Origin of the sequence: Solibacillus sp. FSL R7-0682, assembly GCF_038005985.1 — a bacterium.
Lineage (GTDB): Bacteria > Bacillota > Bacilli > Bacillales_A > Planococcaceae > Solibacillus.
In genome coordinates, this window is sequence record NZ_JBBOUI010000001.1 from 2,672,713 (window position 1) to 2,690,885 (window position 18,173).

Sequence of the window (18,173 nt, forward strand, 5' to 3'; positions counted from 1 at the left end):
TATTACGTACTTTATTGTATTTAAAGGAAGGTGATTCCATGGTTTTACGGTATCCAAATGGAAAGTTATATAATGCCTCTCCAAAAGCTGAGACAAAAGAAAAGAAAGACAACAAAAAAAAACGGGAAGTTTCCTATAGTAACCGGGGAAAAAGCTTAGAAGATGACTTAAATGAAACAAATCAGTTTTATTTACAACGAAATTTGGCAAACATTCACAAGAAACCTGTTCCGATTCAAATCGTCAAAGTAGATTATCCGGTAAGAAGTGCAGCAGTTATTCGAGAAGCATATTTTCGAACGCCTTCTACAACGGATTATAATGGCGTATGGAATGGTTATTACATTGATTTTGAGGCAAAGGAAACTGATAGTAAAACTTCCTTTCCACTAAAAAACATTCATCCCCATCAAATGGAGCATATGAAAGCGGTCGTCAGCATGCGAGGGATTGCCTTTTTCATCATTCGTTTTAGCACATTAAACCGTAATTTTTTAATGCCCTATCTTAAAATTGAGGAATTTTGGGTATGTATGCAAGACGGTGGAAGAAAATCAATACCATTAGCTATTTTTGAAACCCATGCTTATGAAATTAAAGAAGGGTATTTACCACGCCTTGATTATTTAGAGGCAGTGGAAAAGTTTATCGCAAACGATATTGTTTGTGAAAGTGAGGAGAAATAACGTGACTGAAAGAAGAAGAACTCGTGAAGAAATTCAACGCGAGCGTCAACAACAAAAAAAACAATCCAAAAAATCCGGTACACCAGCAGGTAAATGGATAAAGAGGATTTTATTAACAATTTTATTTCTAGGTGTCCTAGGTTTTGTAGGGGGCGCTGGTCTTTTTGCCTACTATGTAAGTAAAGCACCTGAATTAGATGAAGAGCTGTTAAAAGATCCGATTTCTTCTGAATTTTATGATGTGAACGGTGAATTATTTGCAACAATCGGGGTCGAATCACGTAAATACGTAAAATATGAGGATATCCCTCAACAAATGATCGATGCGATTATTGCCACTGAAGATGCACGATTTTTTGAACACTTTGGTGTAGATTTATGGCGTCTAGGTGGAGCAGTGCTTGCTAACGTCCGAGATGGCTTTGGTGCACAAGGAGCAAGTACAATTACTCAACAAGTAGTTAAAAACTCCTTCTTTACGAATGAGAAGAAACTTGAACGTAAAGCACAGGAAGCTTGGCTCGCAATTCAATTAGAGCGTCAATATAGTAAAGAAGAAATTTTTGAAATGTACTTTAATAAAGTTCTAATGTCTGGTCGAATCCATGGCTTTGGTACAGCTGCAAAAGAATTTTATGGTAAGGAACTTGACGAATTAACATTGAGTGAAGCCGCTCAATTAGCTGGGATGCCACAAAGTCCAAACAACTTTAATCCATATAAAAATCCTGAGCGTGCGGAAAAGCGTCGTAATATCGTCCTTTCTTTAATGGTACAACACGACAAAATTTCAGAAGCAAAAGCAAAAGAAGCGAAAGAAGTTAATATAACAGCAGGTTTAGTACCAGAAGAGCAGCGTGTTGCGAATAGCACGACAAAATACCCTGCCTTTTTAGATGTGGTCTTATCTGAACTTGAAGAAAATGGCGATGCAGAATTAATTTCTGAGGGGATTAAGGTTTATACAACGCTTGATCCAAAAGCGCAATCAATCGTAGAATCTGTTATGAATGATGACAGTAACTTCCCAACTGAAAATATTGAAGCAGGTGTAGCAGTAGTCGATACAAAAACAGGTGAATTACGTGCTATAGGTGGTGGACGTAATTATACAGGCGAGTTCAATTACAACTTTGCCTATGATAATAAATACCGTTCACCGGGCTCTACGTTAAAGCCTTTAGTTGACTATGCTCCAGCGATTGAATATTTAAAATGGTCTACTGGTAAAACAACAGAAGATAAACCAATGACCTATACTGGTTCAAAACAAGTAATCACAAACTGGGATAGTAAATATTTAGGGACTATGTCAATACGTGAAGCATTATATACTTCACGTAATATCCCTGCGGTAAAGACATTTAAAGAGGTTGGTGCTGACCGCTCGAAAGAATTTTTATCAAATATTGGGATTAAAACAGACAACTTAGTAGAATCTGATGCAATTGGTGGTGGACACGTAACTATTTCCCCAATCCAAATGGCCGCTTCATACGCAGCCTTAGGTAATAACGGGACGTATAATAATGCGCATACTATTTCAAAAATTGTATTCCGTGACGGTAAATCATCAAAATCATATAAAAAAGAATCAAAAATTGCGATGAGTGATTATACAGCCTATATGGTAACAGATATTTTACGTGATGTTGTTAGTAATAAACGTAACGCATCAGCACCACGCGCAATGGTTTCAGGCGTTGATATCGCAGGTAAAACTGGAACAACAAACTATTCTTCCGATGAATTTAGTAAATTCAATTTAAAGAAAAATTCAGTTCCTGATACATGGTTTGCAGGCTACTCAACAAACTATTCGATCGCGATATGGGGGGGTTACTCTCTACGTAAGGATGCCATTACAACATGGGATGAGCGTTGGATGCCACAATATTTATTTAAATCAATTATGACAGATTTAAATAAGCACAATCCAGCTGATTCATTTAAACAACCAAGCTCTGTCGTTTCTGCAACGATTGAGATTGGAACAGAACCTTTAAAATTAGCAAGTGAGCACACACCTTCGAATATGCGTAGAACTGAGCTATTTGTAAAAGGTACTCAGCCAACAGAAGTTTCAGAAGAATATGTACAGAAAGTAGTAGAACCACCAACTAATTTACAAGCAACATACAATAACGTTGCCCAACTTGCAGATTTAACTTGGTCACATCCTTCGTTAACACAAACGGATACGGATGATGACGAAGCAGAACCAGTAACTTTCGAAGTTTCGATGGCTGCAGAAGGTTCATCACCAACAGTAGTAACGACAACTAGTGCAACAGCGGTTCAAATTCCGGGTCTCCTACCTGGCACTGCGTATAAATTTACCGTAACAGCAATTTCTGGAGATATACGAAGTGAACCTGCTTCCGTAACACTGTTTGTTGAAGGTGAAATTACACCACCTGAACCGACCGAGCCAGAGGATCCAAATGATTCAATAGAAGATCCAAACACATCACCACCTGAAAAGCCGGATAATAACGGTGGAAATAACAATTCAGGGAATGGAAATGGCAACGGGAATGGCAACAATAACGGTAACGGAAATGGCAATGGCAATAATAATGGAGGCGAAACGCCAACCAATCCAACCAATCCGTCACAACCATCCGGGCCAGGATCTGGTGAAGAACAACCACCAGATGAATCAAATGACGATTAATATAAAGAACAAAAAAACTCAGCAAGTAATTGTACTTGCTGAGTTTTTTATGTTAATACACTGGAAATACATCGTTATTTAACTAATCGTAACCGTGCACAACGCTTTTTTGTCTCCTTATAAAGCTCGTCCAATTGACGATAGCACGCATATTGGGCAGGACGCTTCTTAATAAATTGAAAACGCTCCATCCCATTAATCGGCATTAACTCATAGTGTCCATCTTTCTCGAACGAGACATTATTCAATGAGCATCCAACGAGAAAATGCTCAAACTGTTCAATTCCCTTTTCCATTAAACCAAAAGCAGAACCATCACGTCGATCATGTGCCGCATGAATTTCTTCACTCAAGCTTTCCCACTGTTCATACCAAAGATCAACTGCTTCTTTTGAAATGGCCTCTTTATTAACAACAATCATGATTTCACCAAGCCCTTTTTCAAACGTTTCTGTCCCTCACGACAATCAGCCAATAGCGGACAAGTATGACATCCTGGATTTTGCGCTTTACAATGATAGCGACCAAAGAAAATTATTTGATGATGGGCTCGACTCCAACGTTCAATCGGTGTTTTTTTCATGATTGTTTCCTCTACCTCTAACACACTATCTTTCCAGCGACAAAGTCCTAAACGCTTCGTCACTCGCTCGACATGTGTATCAACTGCCATTGCAGGTATATCAAATGCAACCGATAATACAACATTCGCGGTTTTCCGACCAACACCTGGCAAAGTTACAAGTTCATCGCGAGAAGCTGGTACTTCACCGTCATATTCATTAAGTAACCGCGCACATAAAAGCTGAATATTTTTCGCTTTATTACGATACAAACCAATCGAACGAATATCGTTTTGAAGCTCTTCTAATGAGACATTTAAATAATCTTGTGGTGTTTTATATTTTTGAAATAATTGTTTCGTCACTTTATTCACTAATACATCTGTACATTGAGCGGACAACAATGTAGCAATTGTTAGCTCAAATGCATTGTCATGAACTAATTCACAATGAGCATCCGGATACATACGATCCATCTCATCTAAAAAATAATTCCACTTGGCCTTTGTTAACACGATTGTCCCCCCTATTCTCGTTCTTCAAGCCAGTTGTAAAACGATACTTTTTTCTTTTGAAGTTGCTGTTCTTGCTGGGTAAACGTAGTTGGAGTAGGTGTCGTTGTATGTTTTCGATACTCTCTACTATGTTTTTCAATTTGCTGAGGCGTTTTAATATTTTTCTTCTTCCACTCCATCAGAATTCTATCGATATAGCGAAAGTTTACCTTCCCTGCAAGAACGGCTTCTTTTAACGCCGCTTTAATAACTTCTGGTGTTTGCTGATCTACATCTATCCACATACCAATCGTTTCAATTTCAATGGGCGATAATAAACGACCGAACTCTTGCTCAAATAGCTTAAAAATTGTTACTTCATCAAGCTTTGTTACCGTATCATTAGCTTGTTGCTGCTTTTGTTCCAATAAATCTAATAATCGTTCCCATAACGGTGAAACCGAATACTTCTCTGTTATTTTCCCAGCAGTATCTGTACTTTGTGAAATTTCTACAAAACCTTTTTGCATAAGTCGCTGTAAAATTTGTGAAATACTAATCATTTGAAAATTAGTGCGCATCATTAAATCATTTGGTGTTGGGAAATCGATTCCCTCTTGTTGGAAACTCATTAAATGAAGCAAAATTAATGCTTCATCGTCTTGAATATTCATTTCGTTATAATGCTGAAAAAAATATTGTGGGACAGTAATATTTCGTTGCTCAGTCCAAACGCGGATTCGATTAAATGCTTTTTTCATGTGTGAATCCCCCTTTGTCGTAATAGAAAGCGCCCGGTTAAATTGCCGGACGCTTTCTTTTTTTAGCTTTTTATATTATGGATATAAACGGTTTAATAAACGTGGGAATGGAATTGTTTCACGAATGTGCTCAGTTCCTGAAATCCATGCTACAGTACGCTCTAAACCAAGACCGAAGCCTGAGTGAGGTACAGAACCTTGTTTACGTAATTCTAAGTACCAAGCATAAGCGTCCATTGATAAGTTGTGCTCTTCTAAGCGAGATTTTAACAAATCATAATCATGGATACGCTCAGAACCACCGATAATTTCGCCGTAGCCTTCTGGTGCAATTAAGTCTGCACATAATACAACATCATCACGGTCTGGATGAGGTTGCATGTAGAATGGCTTAATACCTACTGGGTAGCAAGTAATGAATACTGGCTTGTCGTAGTGGTTAGCAATTGCCGTTTCGTGTGGTGCACCGAAGTCATCACCCCACTGAATGTCATCAAAGCCTTGTTCGTGCAAGAATTTGATTGCATCATCATAAGAGATACGTGGGAATGGTGCTTTAATATTTTCTAATTTAGAAGTGTCACGACCAAGACGCTCTAAATCCATTTTGCAGTTTTTAAGTACAGATTGAACGATATGCTCAACGTATTGCTCTTGTACTTCTAAGTTTTCATCAAATTCAACGAATGCCATTTCGGGCTCAATCATCCAAAACTCGATTAAGTGACGACGTGTTTTAGATTTTTCTGCACGGAATGTTGGACCGAATGAGAATACTTTACCTAATGCCATAGCTGCAGCTTCCATGTATAGCTGACCAGATTGAGAAAGGTATGCATCTTCATCAAAATACTTCGTAGCAAATAGCTCAGATGTACCTTCTGGAGCTGAACCTGTTAAAATTGGTGGATCCATTTTTGTGAAACCGTTATCGTTAAAGAATTCATACGTTGCACGAATAATTTCATTACGAACTTTCATTACCGCATGTTGCTTACGAGAACGTAACCATAAGTGACGGTTATCCATCAAGAACTCCGTACCATGCTCTTTTGGTGTGATTGGGAAATCTGTAGCAGCATGGATTACTTCGATACCCGTAACATTTAACTCTGCACCGAATGTAGAACGCTCGTCCGCCTTTACTTCACCAATAACGTACATTGACGTTTCTTGTGTCATACCTTTTGCTACTGCGAATAATTCTTCGCCAACTTCTTCTTTCACAACTACACCTTGTGCAAAGCCTGAGCCATCACGTAATTGTAAGAATGCTAATTTACCGCTTGAGCGTTTGTTTGCTAACCAAGCACCGATTTTGACTGTTTCGCCAATATGCCCAGGCATTTCTTTAATCATAATTTTCTTCATAATATCCTCCAAAACTAAGACGCAATAGTCATTAATCTTGCCATTTTGATTTTACAAAAGCATCAATTCGACTTACTGCCTCTTCTAATAATTCTAATGATGTTGCATACGATAATCTTACTGTTGCTGGAGCACCAAAGCCTGAGCCTGGGATTACTGCAACATTCGCTTCCGTTAATAATGCACTTGCAAATTCATCCACTGACTGATAGCCAGTTTTAGCTGCTGCTTCAGACACGTCTGGTAGTAAATAAAACGCACCTTGTGGCTTTAACACCTTCACCCCTGGAATGGCTGCTACTTTCGGAAATATTGCTTCTAGACGAGATTCAAATGCTTGACGCATCATTTCAACCGCTTCTTGGGAACCATTATACGCCTCTACAGTCGCATATTGTGCTGTCGTTGTAGCATTTGAAGTTGAATGAGAAGCTAAATCTGTCATTGCTTTAATAATTTCCGAATCACCAGCAGCATAACCAATACGCCAGCCTGTCATAGAGTGAGATTTAGCAACACCATTTACAACAATTGTACGCGCTTTAATTGCATCTGAAAGTTGTGCAATTGAATAATGCTCTACTCCATTGTAAACAAGCTTTTCATAAATTTCATCTGAAACGATTAAAATATCTTTCTCTTCTACAACTTTTGCAAGTTCAGCTAATTCTTCTTTCGAATAAATCATACCAGAAGGATTAGATGGGGAGTTGATAATAACAGCTTTAGTTTTTTCTGTAATCGCATCACTTAATTGTTGTGCCGTAATTTTATAGCCTTGCTCAGCCGTACCTTCAACATAAACTGGCACTCCGCCCGCTAACTTCACTTGCTCTGGATAAGATACCCAATATGGAATCGGGATGATTACTTCATCACCTTCATTTAAAATCACTTGGAACAATGTGTATAGAACATGCTTAGCACCAACACCAACTAATATCTCATTTGCTTTGTATGTAAGGTTATTGTCGCGCGCCAATTTATCAATAATGGCTTTCTTTAATACAGGTAAGCCTCCAGCAGGCGTGTATTTTGTCAAACCTTCATCCATTGATTTTTTTGCTGCTTCTAAAATGTTTTCTGGCGTATTGAAGTCTGGTTCACCAGCTCCTAATCCAATCACGTCAATACCTTGTTCCTTTAGCTCTTTTGCCTTTGCAGTAATCGCTAAAGTTGAAGATGGTGTTAATGTTTTGACACGGTTTGCTAACAATTGTTTCATGGTCATTTCTCCTCTACAAATTCAATATGCGTTTCCACCATTGCCCGTCTTCAAACATGAGATAGACATAATTGAGACTTCCAGATTCAGTTTTGTAAGTAATTTCCCATACCGCACCTGGCTCCTCAAAGCCTAACTTTGTATGAAGAATTTCTTTTGCAGGCGTTTCATTTCGGAAAACATCTAATGCTTGCTCTTCTGTTATTCCGTCCTGTAAAAATACTTCTTGCATTGAATTCTCTTCTAAACTCATCGGGACGAAGATCGCTTTTTCTTTACCGTATTCGTCTACCCCGAATACAGTAACATACGGCTTATTTCCGTTATATACATAGGAATCCGAAACGACGGCAAGCGCCTTCGTTTCGAGTGCAAAAGCCTCTGCTTTTTGTTCCATTTCGTTAAACGGCGCATCAGCTTTCCAAATAACTAACACTGAAATAACAAGTGACAAAGAGACAATAAAAATAACCGAAAAAATAATCCAGTTTTTCATGACTGCACCTGGCTAATTTTATTATATTGTTGTACAGCAAAATTCTCTGTACGAATGCCGAAATTTTGTTTCATATTTGTCAACCTGCTTTCCTTCCTCATCGTTATTCATTATACCAATTTCCTAGCTGTTGTACCATACTATCAAGTGGCAGTTTTTGTACTGAAATTGGCGGTAAAGACTGGATAAATTCATGCCCATAGGATTTCGTTTCAATTCGACGATCGAGGACGATGAACACTCCTTTATCATGACTCGAACGAATGAGTCGTCCAAAACCTTGTTTGAAGCGTAAAATTGCTTCTGGTAGAGAAAGTTCAGTGAAGGCATTTCGACCTTGCTGCTGAATAAACTGGGAACGCGCCTTAAACGTAGGTTCCTCTGGTGATGAGAATGGCAAACGAACGACAATAACTGCTGCAAGTCCATCTCCTGGTACATCAACACCCTCCCAAAAACTATTTGTTCCAAACAATACCGAATGATTAAATTTTTGGAATGACTTCAATAAACGCATTCGGCTCCCAGGTGTGACACCTTGCGCAAAAATCATATAATCGCTTAATAACTCACTTTCATGGATGAGCTCCACTGTTTTTCGAAGCATCTCTTGAGAAGTAAAGAGGACAAAGCAACGCCCATTTGTCATACGGACTGTATTTGTTACTGCATGAGCAACTTCTTCGATATAATCCGATTGTGAAACCCCTTGAATATCAGGCATATCCGTGACAACAATTGCTTTTGCTCCGTCATAGTAACTAGCTGGAGCGTGTAATTTTTCGATAGGAATCGATGTATCAATGCCCAATTGGTTCGTAATAAAACGTTCATTGTTGGGTACAGTTAATGTTCCAGATGTCCAAATAATTGAACTTTTTTCACGGATTGGGTTCATTAACTTGGCAATTGTTTGCGTGACATCAATAGGCTTTTTAAATAATTGAATACTTCCTGGCACACTACGCCGATCAAGTTCTAGCCAGCATGAATAATGCTCATCTTTTTCAAGGAAAACTTCATCCCATTCCGCTAACTTCATCGTATATTCTCGTACCCAATAACGCCATTGATCGATTAAATATTGATGTTCTGGTGCTAGTTCTTCTACCCCTGATGTAAATTGCTGTGTAATATGATGGGCTTCATCAATCCATTGCTGTACGACATTTGACACTTTACTAAAAACATCCATTGGTAAATTTAGTTGTGAAATAAATATCGCGAATTTTTGCCCTTGCTTCGGTTCATTTTTTTCAGCTACTTTAACATGCTGATAGAGCGTTGCAATAGCATGGTCAAAAGCTTGCACCATCTGTATAAAACGCTTCTCAATTTGTTGTAGCATTGGCATATTAATCAAATGCTTTTTCAGGGCAGCTCGGCGTAATTGGTAAAATAATTGTTCATCCTCATATGTTCCAATTTGCCCAAATAAATACTTCCAATTCATATACGTAAATAATTTTTCATCATGGCTTATTGCCGCTTGTATAAATTGATGTGCCTCATCTATAATCCATCCAGCCATAGAATCAAAAATTTGTTCATTACGTACTAAATCACTTAATAGCATTGCGTGATTTGTCACAATGATTTCCGCTTGACGGCTATTTTGTATCGCCCGAGAGTAAAAATCGTATAAGGGCATCGTCGTTTTCGGCAATGTGGTTTTTCTAATTTTATCCAAGAGTAACTGTCCACCACCAGATACATTCAATTCGTTCAAATCCCCTGTTTCTGTTTTCGCAAGCCAAACAAGGGTTTGCAATATTGTAAATGTTTCATCGTAAGAATCATCTGGAGATTTTAGTAATTGCTCAAATTTTTCTAAATCAATGTAGTGATTCATTCCTTTTAATAAAGCAATTTTTATCGGCTGCCCTAACGCTTGCTCTAATGTTGGAATTTCATTTTGTAATAACTGATCTAAAAGATGTGCTGTATATGAACTAACTCCAATCTTTTTACCTGTTTGCTTCGCATAAATAATAGCTGGTACTAAATAACCTAGTGTTTTCCCAATACCTGTAGATGCTTCTATAACATGTTCTGATTTGGTGTTCAAAGTTTGCCATATGCTATCCATCATTTGAAACTGTTTAGGTCTTTCTTCAAAATCAACAATGGCCTTTTGAAGAAGCGATAGTTTTTCTTCTGTAGTAGAAGGAAATGTAAGCATTTCTGAATTGATTTTTGGTGTAGGTGCCATTTTACGAATGGCGATTTTATTGAAATAGACATGTTCATTTTCATCAAGTGCTTTTGCACGTTTCACGACGAGTACATCAAAAAATAATTGTGCTAAATTCGTTTTCAATCGGAACGAACGTTTATGAAGCTGCTCTATTGTGAGTAACGGAAGAGATAAGAGTTGTTGCCAACAATGCTTAAGTAAATACGCTGTCGCAAGTGCATCATCATCCGCTCGATGCGCACTTTCCAATGGGATATTTAAATCATTTGCTAAATCCCCTAATTTATAACTTAAAGACATCGGAAATAATATTTTTGCTAGCTCTACTGTATCAATTTTTTTCCCATACCATTTTGGTAATCCCGCACGCTTAAATTCTGCCTGTAAAAAGGACAAATCAAAATCAGTATTATGGGCAACAAAGACTGCACCTTGTAGCAGTTCAAAAATATACTCAGCATGTGCTTCAAAGGGCATCGCATCCTTTACATCATCATCCGTAATATTCGTTAAATCCTGTATAAATAACGGAATCGATTTTCCAGGATGGATGAATGTTGTGTATGTTTTAATTATTTGCCAATCTTGCATAAGAACGATCGCAATTTGAATCATGCGATCCCCATTTGCTGGAGAGTGTCCAGTTGTTTCAATATCAACGATGGCATATGTCTGACTTTCATTCATGTATGTTCAACTCACAGTTCAAGTAATATAACGGCATTTTATCATAGTCTATTATGAAAGGTCATGTAAATGTACATTGATTCTTGCGTATGTGTCCTATTGCTAGTAAAACAAACAAAAAACCTAGAGCTGCAGTTAAGCCACTCTAGGTTAAAATTTTATGTAAGGTGTGCAGGGGCTCATCTCCCTGCACAATGCAAAAGTCTCCCAGCAAATCCGTGCTGTTGGTGGAGGCTTTTGTTGTGAAGTCTAATACTTCACCGAGGTTTTGGCACCTAAATAATAGATTAATTGATTTGACCATAAAATTCAAGTGTAAATCATTATGTTTAATCTTATTTTTGTGTTTGACGGTCTCCAAAAATCCCTTTTAACATTGGTGGCGTCACTAATGTTGTAATGATGATTACGATGACCATCGGGGTATAATCTTCAGCTGGTAATAATCCGCTCGTTAAGCCCATACCTGCTAAAATTAACGCTACTTCCCCTCGGGAAATCATCCCAGATCCAATGCCGATTGAAGATCTCCAGTTGAAGCCTGCTAATTTGGCACCAAGACCTGAACCGATTAGCTTTGATAAAATAGCAACGATTGAGAAGATGACTAAAAACCAAATATTTTCTGAAATACCAGCAAACGTTACAGATAAACCGATACTCACAAAGAAGAACGGTACAAAAATACCACTCGCAATTGGTTCTACCTTATGCTCAACTGTTTCTTTAAATTCGGTACGACCAATGGCAATCCCCATAAAGAATGCACCAATAATTGTTGCAATACCAAAATAATGCTCCCCAATATACGCAAGGGCAAAGCAGGCTACAAGCGCTCCACTTAATACTGCTTCTGTGACCTTTAGTTTACTGAATGCTTTTAAGAATGGTGGAATAACCCATTTCATAACGACAAATAATAGTACAAAGAAGAATATTTTCCCTCCGATAAGCGTTGGAATTGACACGTTTTCGCCTACTAAGAAACTCATTGCAATTGCAATTAACACGACAACGATAATATCGTCTAATACGGCTGCTCCAAGTAGTACAGACCCTTCTTTACTTTTTAACCAGCCAATTTCATTTAATGTTTGCACAGAAATACTTACAGAAGTAGCTGCTAACGTTAATCCGATGAAAATCGCCTGTCCTTGTGTTAACCCGAATGTTAGTGCTAGTGGATAACTCATTGCAATCGGTAATAGGACACCGCCTACGGCAACAAGCACAGCCCCTTTCATATTGGCATTCAGATCTTCTAAATCTGTTTCTAGACCTGCTAAAAACATAAGTAAAATTACACCGATTTGACTGAATGTTTGCATAATTTCATTGTCAGTAATCCAGCCAAGCATTGCAGGACCAATTATAATACCAATTAAAATCTTACCAAGTACAGATGGTTGCCCTAGTCGAACACTAAAATGTCCAGCTATCTTTGTTGCGAGCAATACAATGACAATCTGAAAAATGAACATAAAATTCCCCTTTCCTTATACAAAAAGGCATAGTAGTGCCAGAATTGACTGACTCCACCATGCCTTACTTATGTATTAGAATAATAATTATTCTAACTCTAGTCTTTTAAAAACGCAACTATTTTCGTTACTTACTAGAGAAATATAGTATTATTCAAAGTGTGAAGACGTTATCAATAGATATTTTTAATTAGAAAAAACTAGGTAATATTTCACGCTTATAACGTTCATTTTTTCGTAACCACACATTTAAAATTTGACGATGGGTTAATAGTTTTCCTCGTGAACAATATCGCTTTTGTGTTTCTTCTAAACTCTCTAACAATATTGCTGTCTCACTTAAACAATGTTGAGGATTTTCGATAATCTTTAAGGTTGGGCTTATAAAGCGATGTTGTTGAAGCAATGCCAATAATTTTGCGAACAATCGCCCCATTCCAACATAATCTTCTTCTATTTTTAACTCGATACATTGCCATAATGTTTGCTCAACTTCTCTCTCAACAAACTCAAATGTACGCTGTTCCATACTTTCACCTCATGCAATTACAGTTTCCTCATAATTATACTGCAGGTGTTAATGAACTGAAAGAAATTGGGTTTTTGAACAAAAAAACACTATGAAACAAACATTGCCTCATAGTGATATTTTTTAAGCATGAATCGCTTTACCAAAGACAGAACGAGCTGCGTCACCTACATGTTCACTTACTGTAGGATGTGGGAATATTAAGCGGGCTAAATCCTTTACCGAGCCACCTAGCACTTTTGCGGCAAGCATCGAGTTAATCATTTCTGTTGCACCATCTCCTACAACACACGCCCCATAAATATCGCCTTCTGGACTTGCAACAAACTTCATAAAACCTTGTGTGTTGCCTTCTAGCAATGCTTTTGGATTTGTCGGCAAATACATTTTCGTGACAATCGAATCCGCTGGTGCTTCATGCTCGAGCATACCGAACGTTGCAATTTCAGGATGTGTGTAAACACAGCGTGGAATCTCTTGTTGATTAATTACCTTCGGATGCTTTCCTAAAATATAATCAACCGTATGAACTCCTTCAGCACTTGCTGAGTGGGCAAGCTGGAATCCTCCTACTAAATCACCGATTGCAAAAATACCTGGTATGCTTGTTTCATAATGATTTGTTACTTTAATTAAGCGCCCATCCATTTGCATTTCAAGGGCTTCCGCAATTTCTGTATTTGGGCGTCTCCCAGTGGCAAATAATAAATTTTCAAATGGAAAATTGCCAATTGACGTTTGAATCTCGTTCGGGTGAATTTCTTCAAATGTGAAATTCGTCACAAGTTCAATTCCTAGATGCTTCATTTTTTCTTTTATAATTGGACGAGCATCTGGTTCTTCAGTTTGCAATATATCTTTACTATGATTTAATACCGTCACTTTTGTTCCCATTGGTGCCAACGCAAACGCCATCTCAATCGCAATTACACCACCACCGATGATTGTCAGCTGCTTCGGCAGCTCTTGTATGGAGAAAAAAGTATCTGTCGTATAGTAATTCGCCGTTTCAATACCTTTAAATGGTGGCACGAATGGCCGACTACCTGTTGCTAAAATAACATGATGCGCTGTAAATGCCACGTCGCCAACGATTACTTTTTTTTCGGCTGTCACTGTAGCTTCTCCGCGAAACATTGTAATTTGGGCGCTTGAAATAAATTGTTCAATATTCATTAATAGCTCTTCTACCACTTGATCTTTTCGCTTCATTAATTTTGGGAAATCTATGTTAATTGTAGGGACGGTTACTCCCCAATCTGTACCACGACGAATCTCTTGAACAAGTTTGCTATGTTCCAACATGATTTTAGAAGGTATACAGCCAACATTGTAGCAAGCTCCCCCAACTTTGTCTCTTTCAACTAACGCCACCTTTAATCCACTTTTTGCAGCATGTATCGCTGCAACATAACCACCAGGGCCAGCACCAATCACCGCTAAATCAAATTTTTCCATTTTTCCCACCTCGTTTTTCACCATATCACCACCCTATATGTAATGCAACTTAGAAATAATTTTTTAAAAAAATTATAAAACGGCGATCAATACACACACCCAGCCTGCTATAAACAATAAGCCACCAAGGGGTGTAATAGCCCCAAACTTACGAATTCCCAATATTGACAACATGTATAAGCTACCTGAAAACAAAATTATGCCGCCAATAAATAAATAAGTTGCTACTATTAAAGTTTGTATTTCCCCAAGTTGCCCCATTAATAAACCGACCAAAAATATAGCTAAGCTATGATACATTTGATAACGTACTCCCGTTTCAAAGGTTAGCTCATATTTTTCTTCGGCAAACTTCCCCTTTAAAGCATGTGCACCAAATGCGCCGATAATAACAGATAACATTCCTAAAATTGAGCCAATCGCAATAATTGTGTTCATTTTCCATCCTCCATATACGATTTAAATTCATACCGTTTCATTATACAAAAAAAGTATTAACAAAAATTACATTTCTTTCGGTTAATTTTGGAAACAAAAAAAAACAGCAATTGATTCGCATCAATTACTGTTTCATAATTACATTATTTTAAAATCTTAATCTTTACTTTTTTTCTTCCCCAATTATAGGCTATTTTTTTCGTTTTAACAAAAATATCAATTTTATGTCCTTTAATCGATCCACCTGTATCACCAGCAATCGCTATACCATATCCTTCCACCCAAACTTTTGTCCCAAGTGGAATTATCTTAGGGTCGACTGCAATTAACTTTATGTCGGGATTCTGTTTTAAATTTATACCATATGCGGTTTTACCAGTACAACCTTTACATTCAGCAGTAAAGGCACTTGCCTCGACAGTAACTGTTTTTAATACTTCATAATTATTTAAATCTTGATCAACATTATTCGTTGCTTTTGCATTAATTTCGAAAAACATGGCACTAACTAATACAAAAAATAGGCTTAATAGTAATTTATTTTTCAACACTTTAGCTATTTCCTCCTGAATCATTTGTAATATTTAGTAGTGTTTCATTGTTTCTAGTTTACACACGAAATATTTCAAACAGATTACAGTAATATTTTTTAACAATTACAAAATTTATATAAATTAATATGATTTGTAATAATTAAATTTTGCATACTAAAGTGTTTATACATTCTAAATAAAATGCCCTGAAAAATCTTCAAGAATTTTGGGGCAAATAATCGTGATTTACATAACCGTTGCTTCTGGTTCGTAATGAATCATTTCTTTAATCGAATTCCCTTCACCCATGATAGCTACTGTAGGTTTATGATTCGCAACTTCATGATTCTCAACGTAAACGTACGAAATAATAATAACAATATCGCCTTTTTGAACTAGACGGGCAGCTGCACCATTCACACATATAACACCTGATCCGCGCTCACCTGCAATTATATAAGTTTCAAAGCGAGCACCGTTATTATTGTTAACGATGTGTACCTTTTCGTTTGGCAACATTCCAACGGCATCTAAAAGATCTTCATCAATTGTAATCGATCCGACATAATTTAAGTCTGCCTGTGTAACTTGTGCACGGTGGATTTTACTGTTCATCATCATTCTAAACATGAGCTACTTCCCCTTTTAATGAAAAAATTAAATTATCAATCAATCGAGTTTTTCCTATATATACTGCCGCAGCAAACACAACTTGCTTCGTTTCTTCAGTTACCTCATTTAAATCTGGGTATGAAAGGATTGTTAAGTAATCGATTTTCCCATTTGAATTTGCATGAATCACGTTTGTTGCTAATGCGACGGCTTTTTCTGGTTTCCCTGTTTGTAATATTTCAAGCTTAGCTAATTGTAGCGCCTGTTGAATGACAGGTGCCTGTGCACGTTCATCTTGTGACAAATAGACATTACGACTTGATTTTGCAAGTCCGTCCTGCTCGCGAACGACAGGAACCGTACGTATCGTAACAGGGAAGTTATAATCCCGCACCATTGTTTCAATAATAGCTACTTGCTGCGCATCCTTTTGACCAAAATAAGCACGGTCAGGTTGCACTAAGTTAAATAACTTAGCCACCACCTGTAACACACCATCAAAGTGACCTGGGCGACTTGAGCCACATAATAAGGATGCTTGACGACCTGCTTGAATTTTTATTCCGCCGTTATGTGGGTACATTTCTTCAACTGATGGTGCAAAAATAAAATCTACCCCAACAGATTCAGCCATTTTTGTATCCCGTACTAAATCTCGTGGATAAGATTCAAAATCTTCATTCGGTCCAAATTGAGTTGGGTTTACAAAAATACTCATGACAACAATGTCATTTTCTTTTCGAGCATTAGTCGCCAACGTTAAATGCCCTTCATGCAAAAATCCCATAGTTGGCACTAAGCCAATTGTTTTTGCAGACTGTTTTAATTGGCTAATAATTTCCCGTAATTGTACAATTGTCTCAATGACTTTCATTATTTGACGCCTCCATAAAGCTGCGTTAATTCCTCTTCATTCATCGTAAAGCTATGTGCAAGTGTTGGGAATGTGTTTCCCTTTACTGCTTTTGTATAGCCCTGAATTCCACGTTCAATTTCTTCACCAACTTGTGCAAAGTTTTCCACAAACTTTGGTATGTGATGATTACCACATTTTAGTAAATCGTGGAATACTAGAACCTGGCCATCGGCTTCTTGTCCCGCACCAATTCCAATCGTAGGTATCGTTAATCGTTTTGATACTGCCTCTGTTAATTGATGAGGGATGCATTCTAATACAACTGCACATGCTCCCGCTTGCTCAACTAATAATGCATCTTGAATTAGCTTTTCAGCCTGCTCAGCCGTTTTCCCTTGTACTTTATATCCGCCAATTACTCCAGCTGATTGTGGAAGTAAGCCTAAATGTGCAACTACAGGAATACCTGCATTCGTTAACTTTTCAATTACTTGAATTACCTCGCCTGCACCTTCAACCTTTAATGCGTTCGCATTTGTTTCTTGCATCATTTTTACAGCGGTTTTTAATGTTTCATTTAAATCACCATGATACGACCCGAATGGCATATCAACTACAATAAATGTATCTTGTGCCCCTCGTCGAACAGCTTTGCTATGGTGAATCATATCTTCAACCGTTACTGGCATTGTTGATTCATACCCTAATACAACCATACCTAATGAATCGCCAACTAAAATCATATCGACCCCTGCAGCTTCTGAAAATTTAGCCGCTGGATAGTCATAGGCTGTAATCATGACAATTTTCTCGCCATTTTCCTTCATTTTTACAAACTGAGTTGTAGTTTTCATGTTCGTCCTCCTTATTAAAGGAAGAAAACAAAAATACCCTTCCATCTAAAAATAGACAGAAGGGTAGCGTCATACGTAAAAAAAGTTTAAACGCGTGTTTTCTTCCGTCCCTGTCTGTATAGATCAAGGCAGATTGTGTAATGTTTTTTTGAAAATTTTTAGGTACAGTTCGATTCGATACTGTCCTAAAAACACTATAACAAGTTTGAAAGAAAACGTACAGTATTTCATTTTTTTACATGAAGGCTCAAGTTG

The 18,173-nt window shown here is 37.5% G+C and carries 16 protein-coding genes and 1 pseudogene; 2 read left to right on the forward strand and 15 right to left on the reverse strand.

Going from position 1 to position 18,173, the window contains the following annotated elements; translation table 11 throughout:
- Positions 1–38: 38 nt before the first annotated feature.
- Both recU and MKZ17_RS13580 read left to right on the forward strand, forming a co-directional pair.
- Entirely contained in the window at positions 39–686 is a 648-nt protein-coding gene (gene recU / locus MKZ17_RS13575; RefSeq protein WP_340724265.1) for a Holliday junction resolvase RecU, read from the forward strand.
- A gap of 1 nt (position 687) precedes the next feature.
- A complete protein-coding gene (locus MKZ17_RS13580; RefSeq protein WP_340724266.1) occupies positions 688–3,363 on the forward strand; it encodes a PBP1A family penicillin-binding protein in 2,676 nt (891 codons plus the stop codon).
- A 74-nt stretch (positions 3,364–3,437) separates the two neighbouring features.
- Here the strand turns inward: MKZ17_RS13580 and MKZ17_RS13585 are convergent, their stop codons facing one another.
- From MKZ17_RS13585 to panB, 15 genes and pseudogenes are all read right to left on the reverse strand, one after another.
- Positions 3,438–3,785 carry a YpoC family protein gene (locus tag MKZ17_RS13585; RefSeq protein WP_340724267.1) on the reverse strand — a complete coding sequence of 116 codons (348 nt, stop codon included), beginning with the start codon at positions 3,783–3,785 and terminating at the stop codon, positions 3,438–3,440.
- The gene (nth, locus tag MKZ17_RS13590; RefSeq protein ID WP_340724268.1) at positions 3,782–4,441 is read right to left on the reverse strand and encodes an endonuclease III; all 660 of its coding nucleotides are present in this window, start codon (positions 4,439–4,441) and stop codon (positions 3,782–3,784) included. Before nth ends, MKZ17_RS13585 begins: the two co-directional genes overlap by 4 nt.
- An 11-nt stretch (positions 4,442–4,452) precedes the next feature.
- Complete coding sequence (locus MKZ17_RS13595; protein WP_340724269.1) at positions 4,453–5,181, reverse strand: DnaD domain-containing protein; 729 nt, start codon at positions 5,179–5,181, stop codon at positions 4,453–4,455.
- Between the two features lie 75 nt (positions 5,182–5,256).
- A complete protein-coding gene (gene asnS, locus MKZ17_RS13600) occupies positions 5,257–6,552 on the reverse strand; it encodes an asparagine--tRNA ligase (protein ID WP_340724270.1) in 1,296 nt (431 codons plus the stop codon).
- 31 nt (positions 6,553–6,583) lie between these two features.
- Positions 6,584–7,777, reverse strand: coding sequence for a pyridoxal phosphate-dependent aminotransferase (locus MKZ17_RS13605; RefSeq protein WP_340724271.1), 1,194 nt, complete (start codon positions 7,775–7,777; stop codon positions 6,584–6,586).
- Positions 7,778–7,790: 13 nt separating this feature from the next.
- Positions 7,791–8,273 carry a cell wall elongation regulator TseB-like domain-containing protein gene (locus MKZ17_RS13610; protein WP_340724272.1) on the reverse strand — a complete coding sequence of 161 codons (483 nt, stop codon included), beginning with the start codon at positions 8,271–8,273 and terminating at the stop codon, positions 7,791–7,793.
- Positions 8,274–8,376: 103 nt separating this feature from the next.
- Entirely contained in the window at positions 8,377–11,157 is a 2,781-nt protein-coding gene (gene dinG / locus MKZ17_RS13615) for an ATP-dependent DNA helicase DinG (protein ID WP_340724273.1), read from the reverse strand.
- A gap of 335 nt (positions 11,158–11,492) precedes the next feature.
- Positions 11,493–12,638: a cation:proton antiporter gene (locus MKZ17_RS13620; protein WP_340724274.1), complete on the reverse strand. Its 1,146-nt coding sequence runs from the start codon at positions 12,636–12,638 to the stop codon at positions 11,493–11,495.
- A gap of 190 nt (positions 12,639–12,828) precedes the next feature.
- Complete coding sequence (locus MKZ17_RS13625; protein WP_340724275.1) at positions 12,829–13,167, reverse strand: transketolase; 339 nt, start codon at positions 13,165–13,167, stop codon at positions 12,829–12,831.
- Between the two features lie 123 nt (positions 13,168–13,290).
- Positions 13,291–14,625 (reverse strand): dihydrolipoyl dehydrogenase, encoded by a 1,335-nt coding sequence (gene lpdA, locus MKZ17_RS13630; protein ID WP_340724276.1) that lies wholly within the window; start codon positions 14,623–14,625, stop codon positions 13,291–13,293.
- Between the two features lie 72 nt (positions 14,626–14,697).
- Entirely contained in the window at positions 14,698–15,063 is a 366-nt protein-coding gene (locus tag MKZ17_RS13635) for a DUF423 domain-containing protein (RefSeq protein ID WP_340724277.1), read from the reverse strand.
- A 143-nt stretch (positions 15,064–15,206) separates the two neighbouring features.
- Positions 15,207–15,485: pseudogene (locus MKZ17_RS13640) on the reverse strand (3D domain-containing protein); the annotation flags it as partial.
- A gap of 357 nt (positions 15,486–15,842) precedes the next feature.
- Complete coding sequence (gene panD, locus MKZ17_RS13645) at positions 15,843–16,226, reverse strand: aspartate 1-decarboxylase (RefSeq protein ID WP_340724278.1); 384 nt, start codon at positions 16,224–16,226, stop codon at positions 15,843–15,845.
- Positions 16,219–17,082, reverse strand: a complete 864-nt coding sequence (panC, locus tag MKZ17_RS13650) for a pantoate--beta-alanine ligase (protein WP_340724279.1) — start codon at positions 17,080–17,082, stop codon at positions 16,219–16,221. Before panC ends, panD begins: the two co-directional genes overlap by 8 nt.
- Positions 17,082–17,918, reverse strand: a complete 837-nt coding sequence (panB, locus tag MKZ17_RS13655; RefSeq protein ID WP_340724280.1) for a 3-methyl-2-oxobutanoate hydroxymethyltransferase — start codon at positions 17,916–17,918, stop codon at positions 17,082–17,084. The genes panC and panB overlap by 1 nt, the downstream gene beginning before the upstream one ends.
- Between the last annotated feature and the right edge of the window lie 255 nt (positions 17,919–18,173).

Excerpts from the sequence above, each read along its gene's own strand:
- recU (WP_340724265.1), top strand. The coding sequence starts at position 39 with ATGGTTTTACGGTATCCAAATGGAAAGTTATATAATGCCTCTCCAAAA.
- MKZ17_RS13585 (WP_340724267.1), bottom strand. The coding sequence starts at position 3,785 with ATGATTGTTGTTAATAAAGAGGCCATTTCAAAAGAAGCAGTTGATCTT.
- MKZ17_RS13595 (WP_340724269.1), bottom strand. The coding sequence starts at position 5,181 with ATGAAAAAAGCATTTAATCGAATCCGCGTTTGGACTGAGCAACGAAAT.
- asnS (WP_340724270.1), bottom strand. The coding sequence starts at position 6,552 with ATGAAGAAAATTATGATTAAAGAAATGCCTGGGCATATTGGCGAAACA.
- MKZ17_RS13605 (WP_340724271.1), bottom strand. The coding sequence starts at position 7,777 with ATGAAACAATTGTTAGCAAACCGTGTCAAAACATTAACACCATCTTCA.
- MKZ17_RS13610 (WP_340724272.1), bottom strand. The coding sequence starts at position 8,273 with ATGAAAAACTGGATTATTTTTTCGGTTATTTTTATTGTCTCTTTGTCA.
- dinG (WP_340724273.1), bottom strand. The coding sequence starts at position 11,157 with ATGAATGAAAGTCAGACATATGCCATCGTTGATATTGAAACAACTGGA.
- MKZ17_RS13620 (WP_340724274.1), bottom strand. The coding sequence starts at position 12,638 with ATGTTCATTTTTCAGATTGTCATTGTATTGCTCGCAACAAAGATAGCT.
- MKZ17_RS13625 (WP_340724275.1), bottom strand. The coding sequence starts at position 13,167 with ATGGAACAGCGTACATTTGAGTTTGTTGAGAGAGAAGTTGAGCAAACA.
- lpdA (WP_340724276.1), bottom strand. The coding sequence starts at position 14,625 with ATGGAAAAATTTGATTTAGCGGTGATTGGTGCTGGCCCTGGTGGTTAT.
- MKZ17_RS13635 (WP_340724277.1), bottom strand. The coding sequence starts at position 15,063 with ATGAACACAATTATTGCGATTGGCTCAATTTTAGGAATGTTATCTGTT.
- panD (WP_340724278.1), bottom strand. The coding sequence starts at position 16,226 with ATGTTTAGAATGATGATGAACAGTAAAATCCACCGTGCACAAGTTACA.
- panC (WP_340724279.1), bottom strand. The coding sequence starts at position 17,082 with ATGAAAGTCATTGAGACAATTGTACAATTACGGGAAATTATTAGCCAA.
- panB (WP_340724280.1), bottom strand. The coding sequence starts at position 17,918 with ATGAAAACTACAACTCAGTTTGTAAAAATGAAGGAAAATGGCGAGAAA.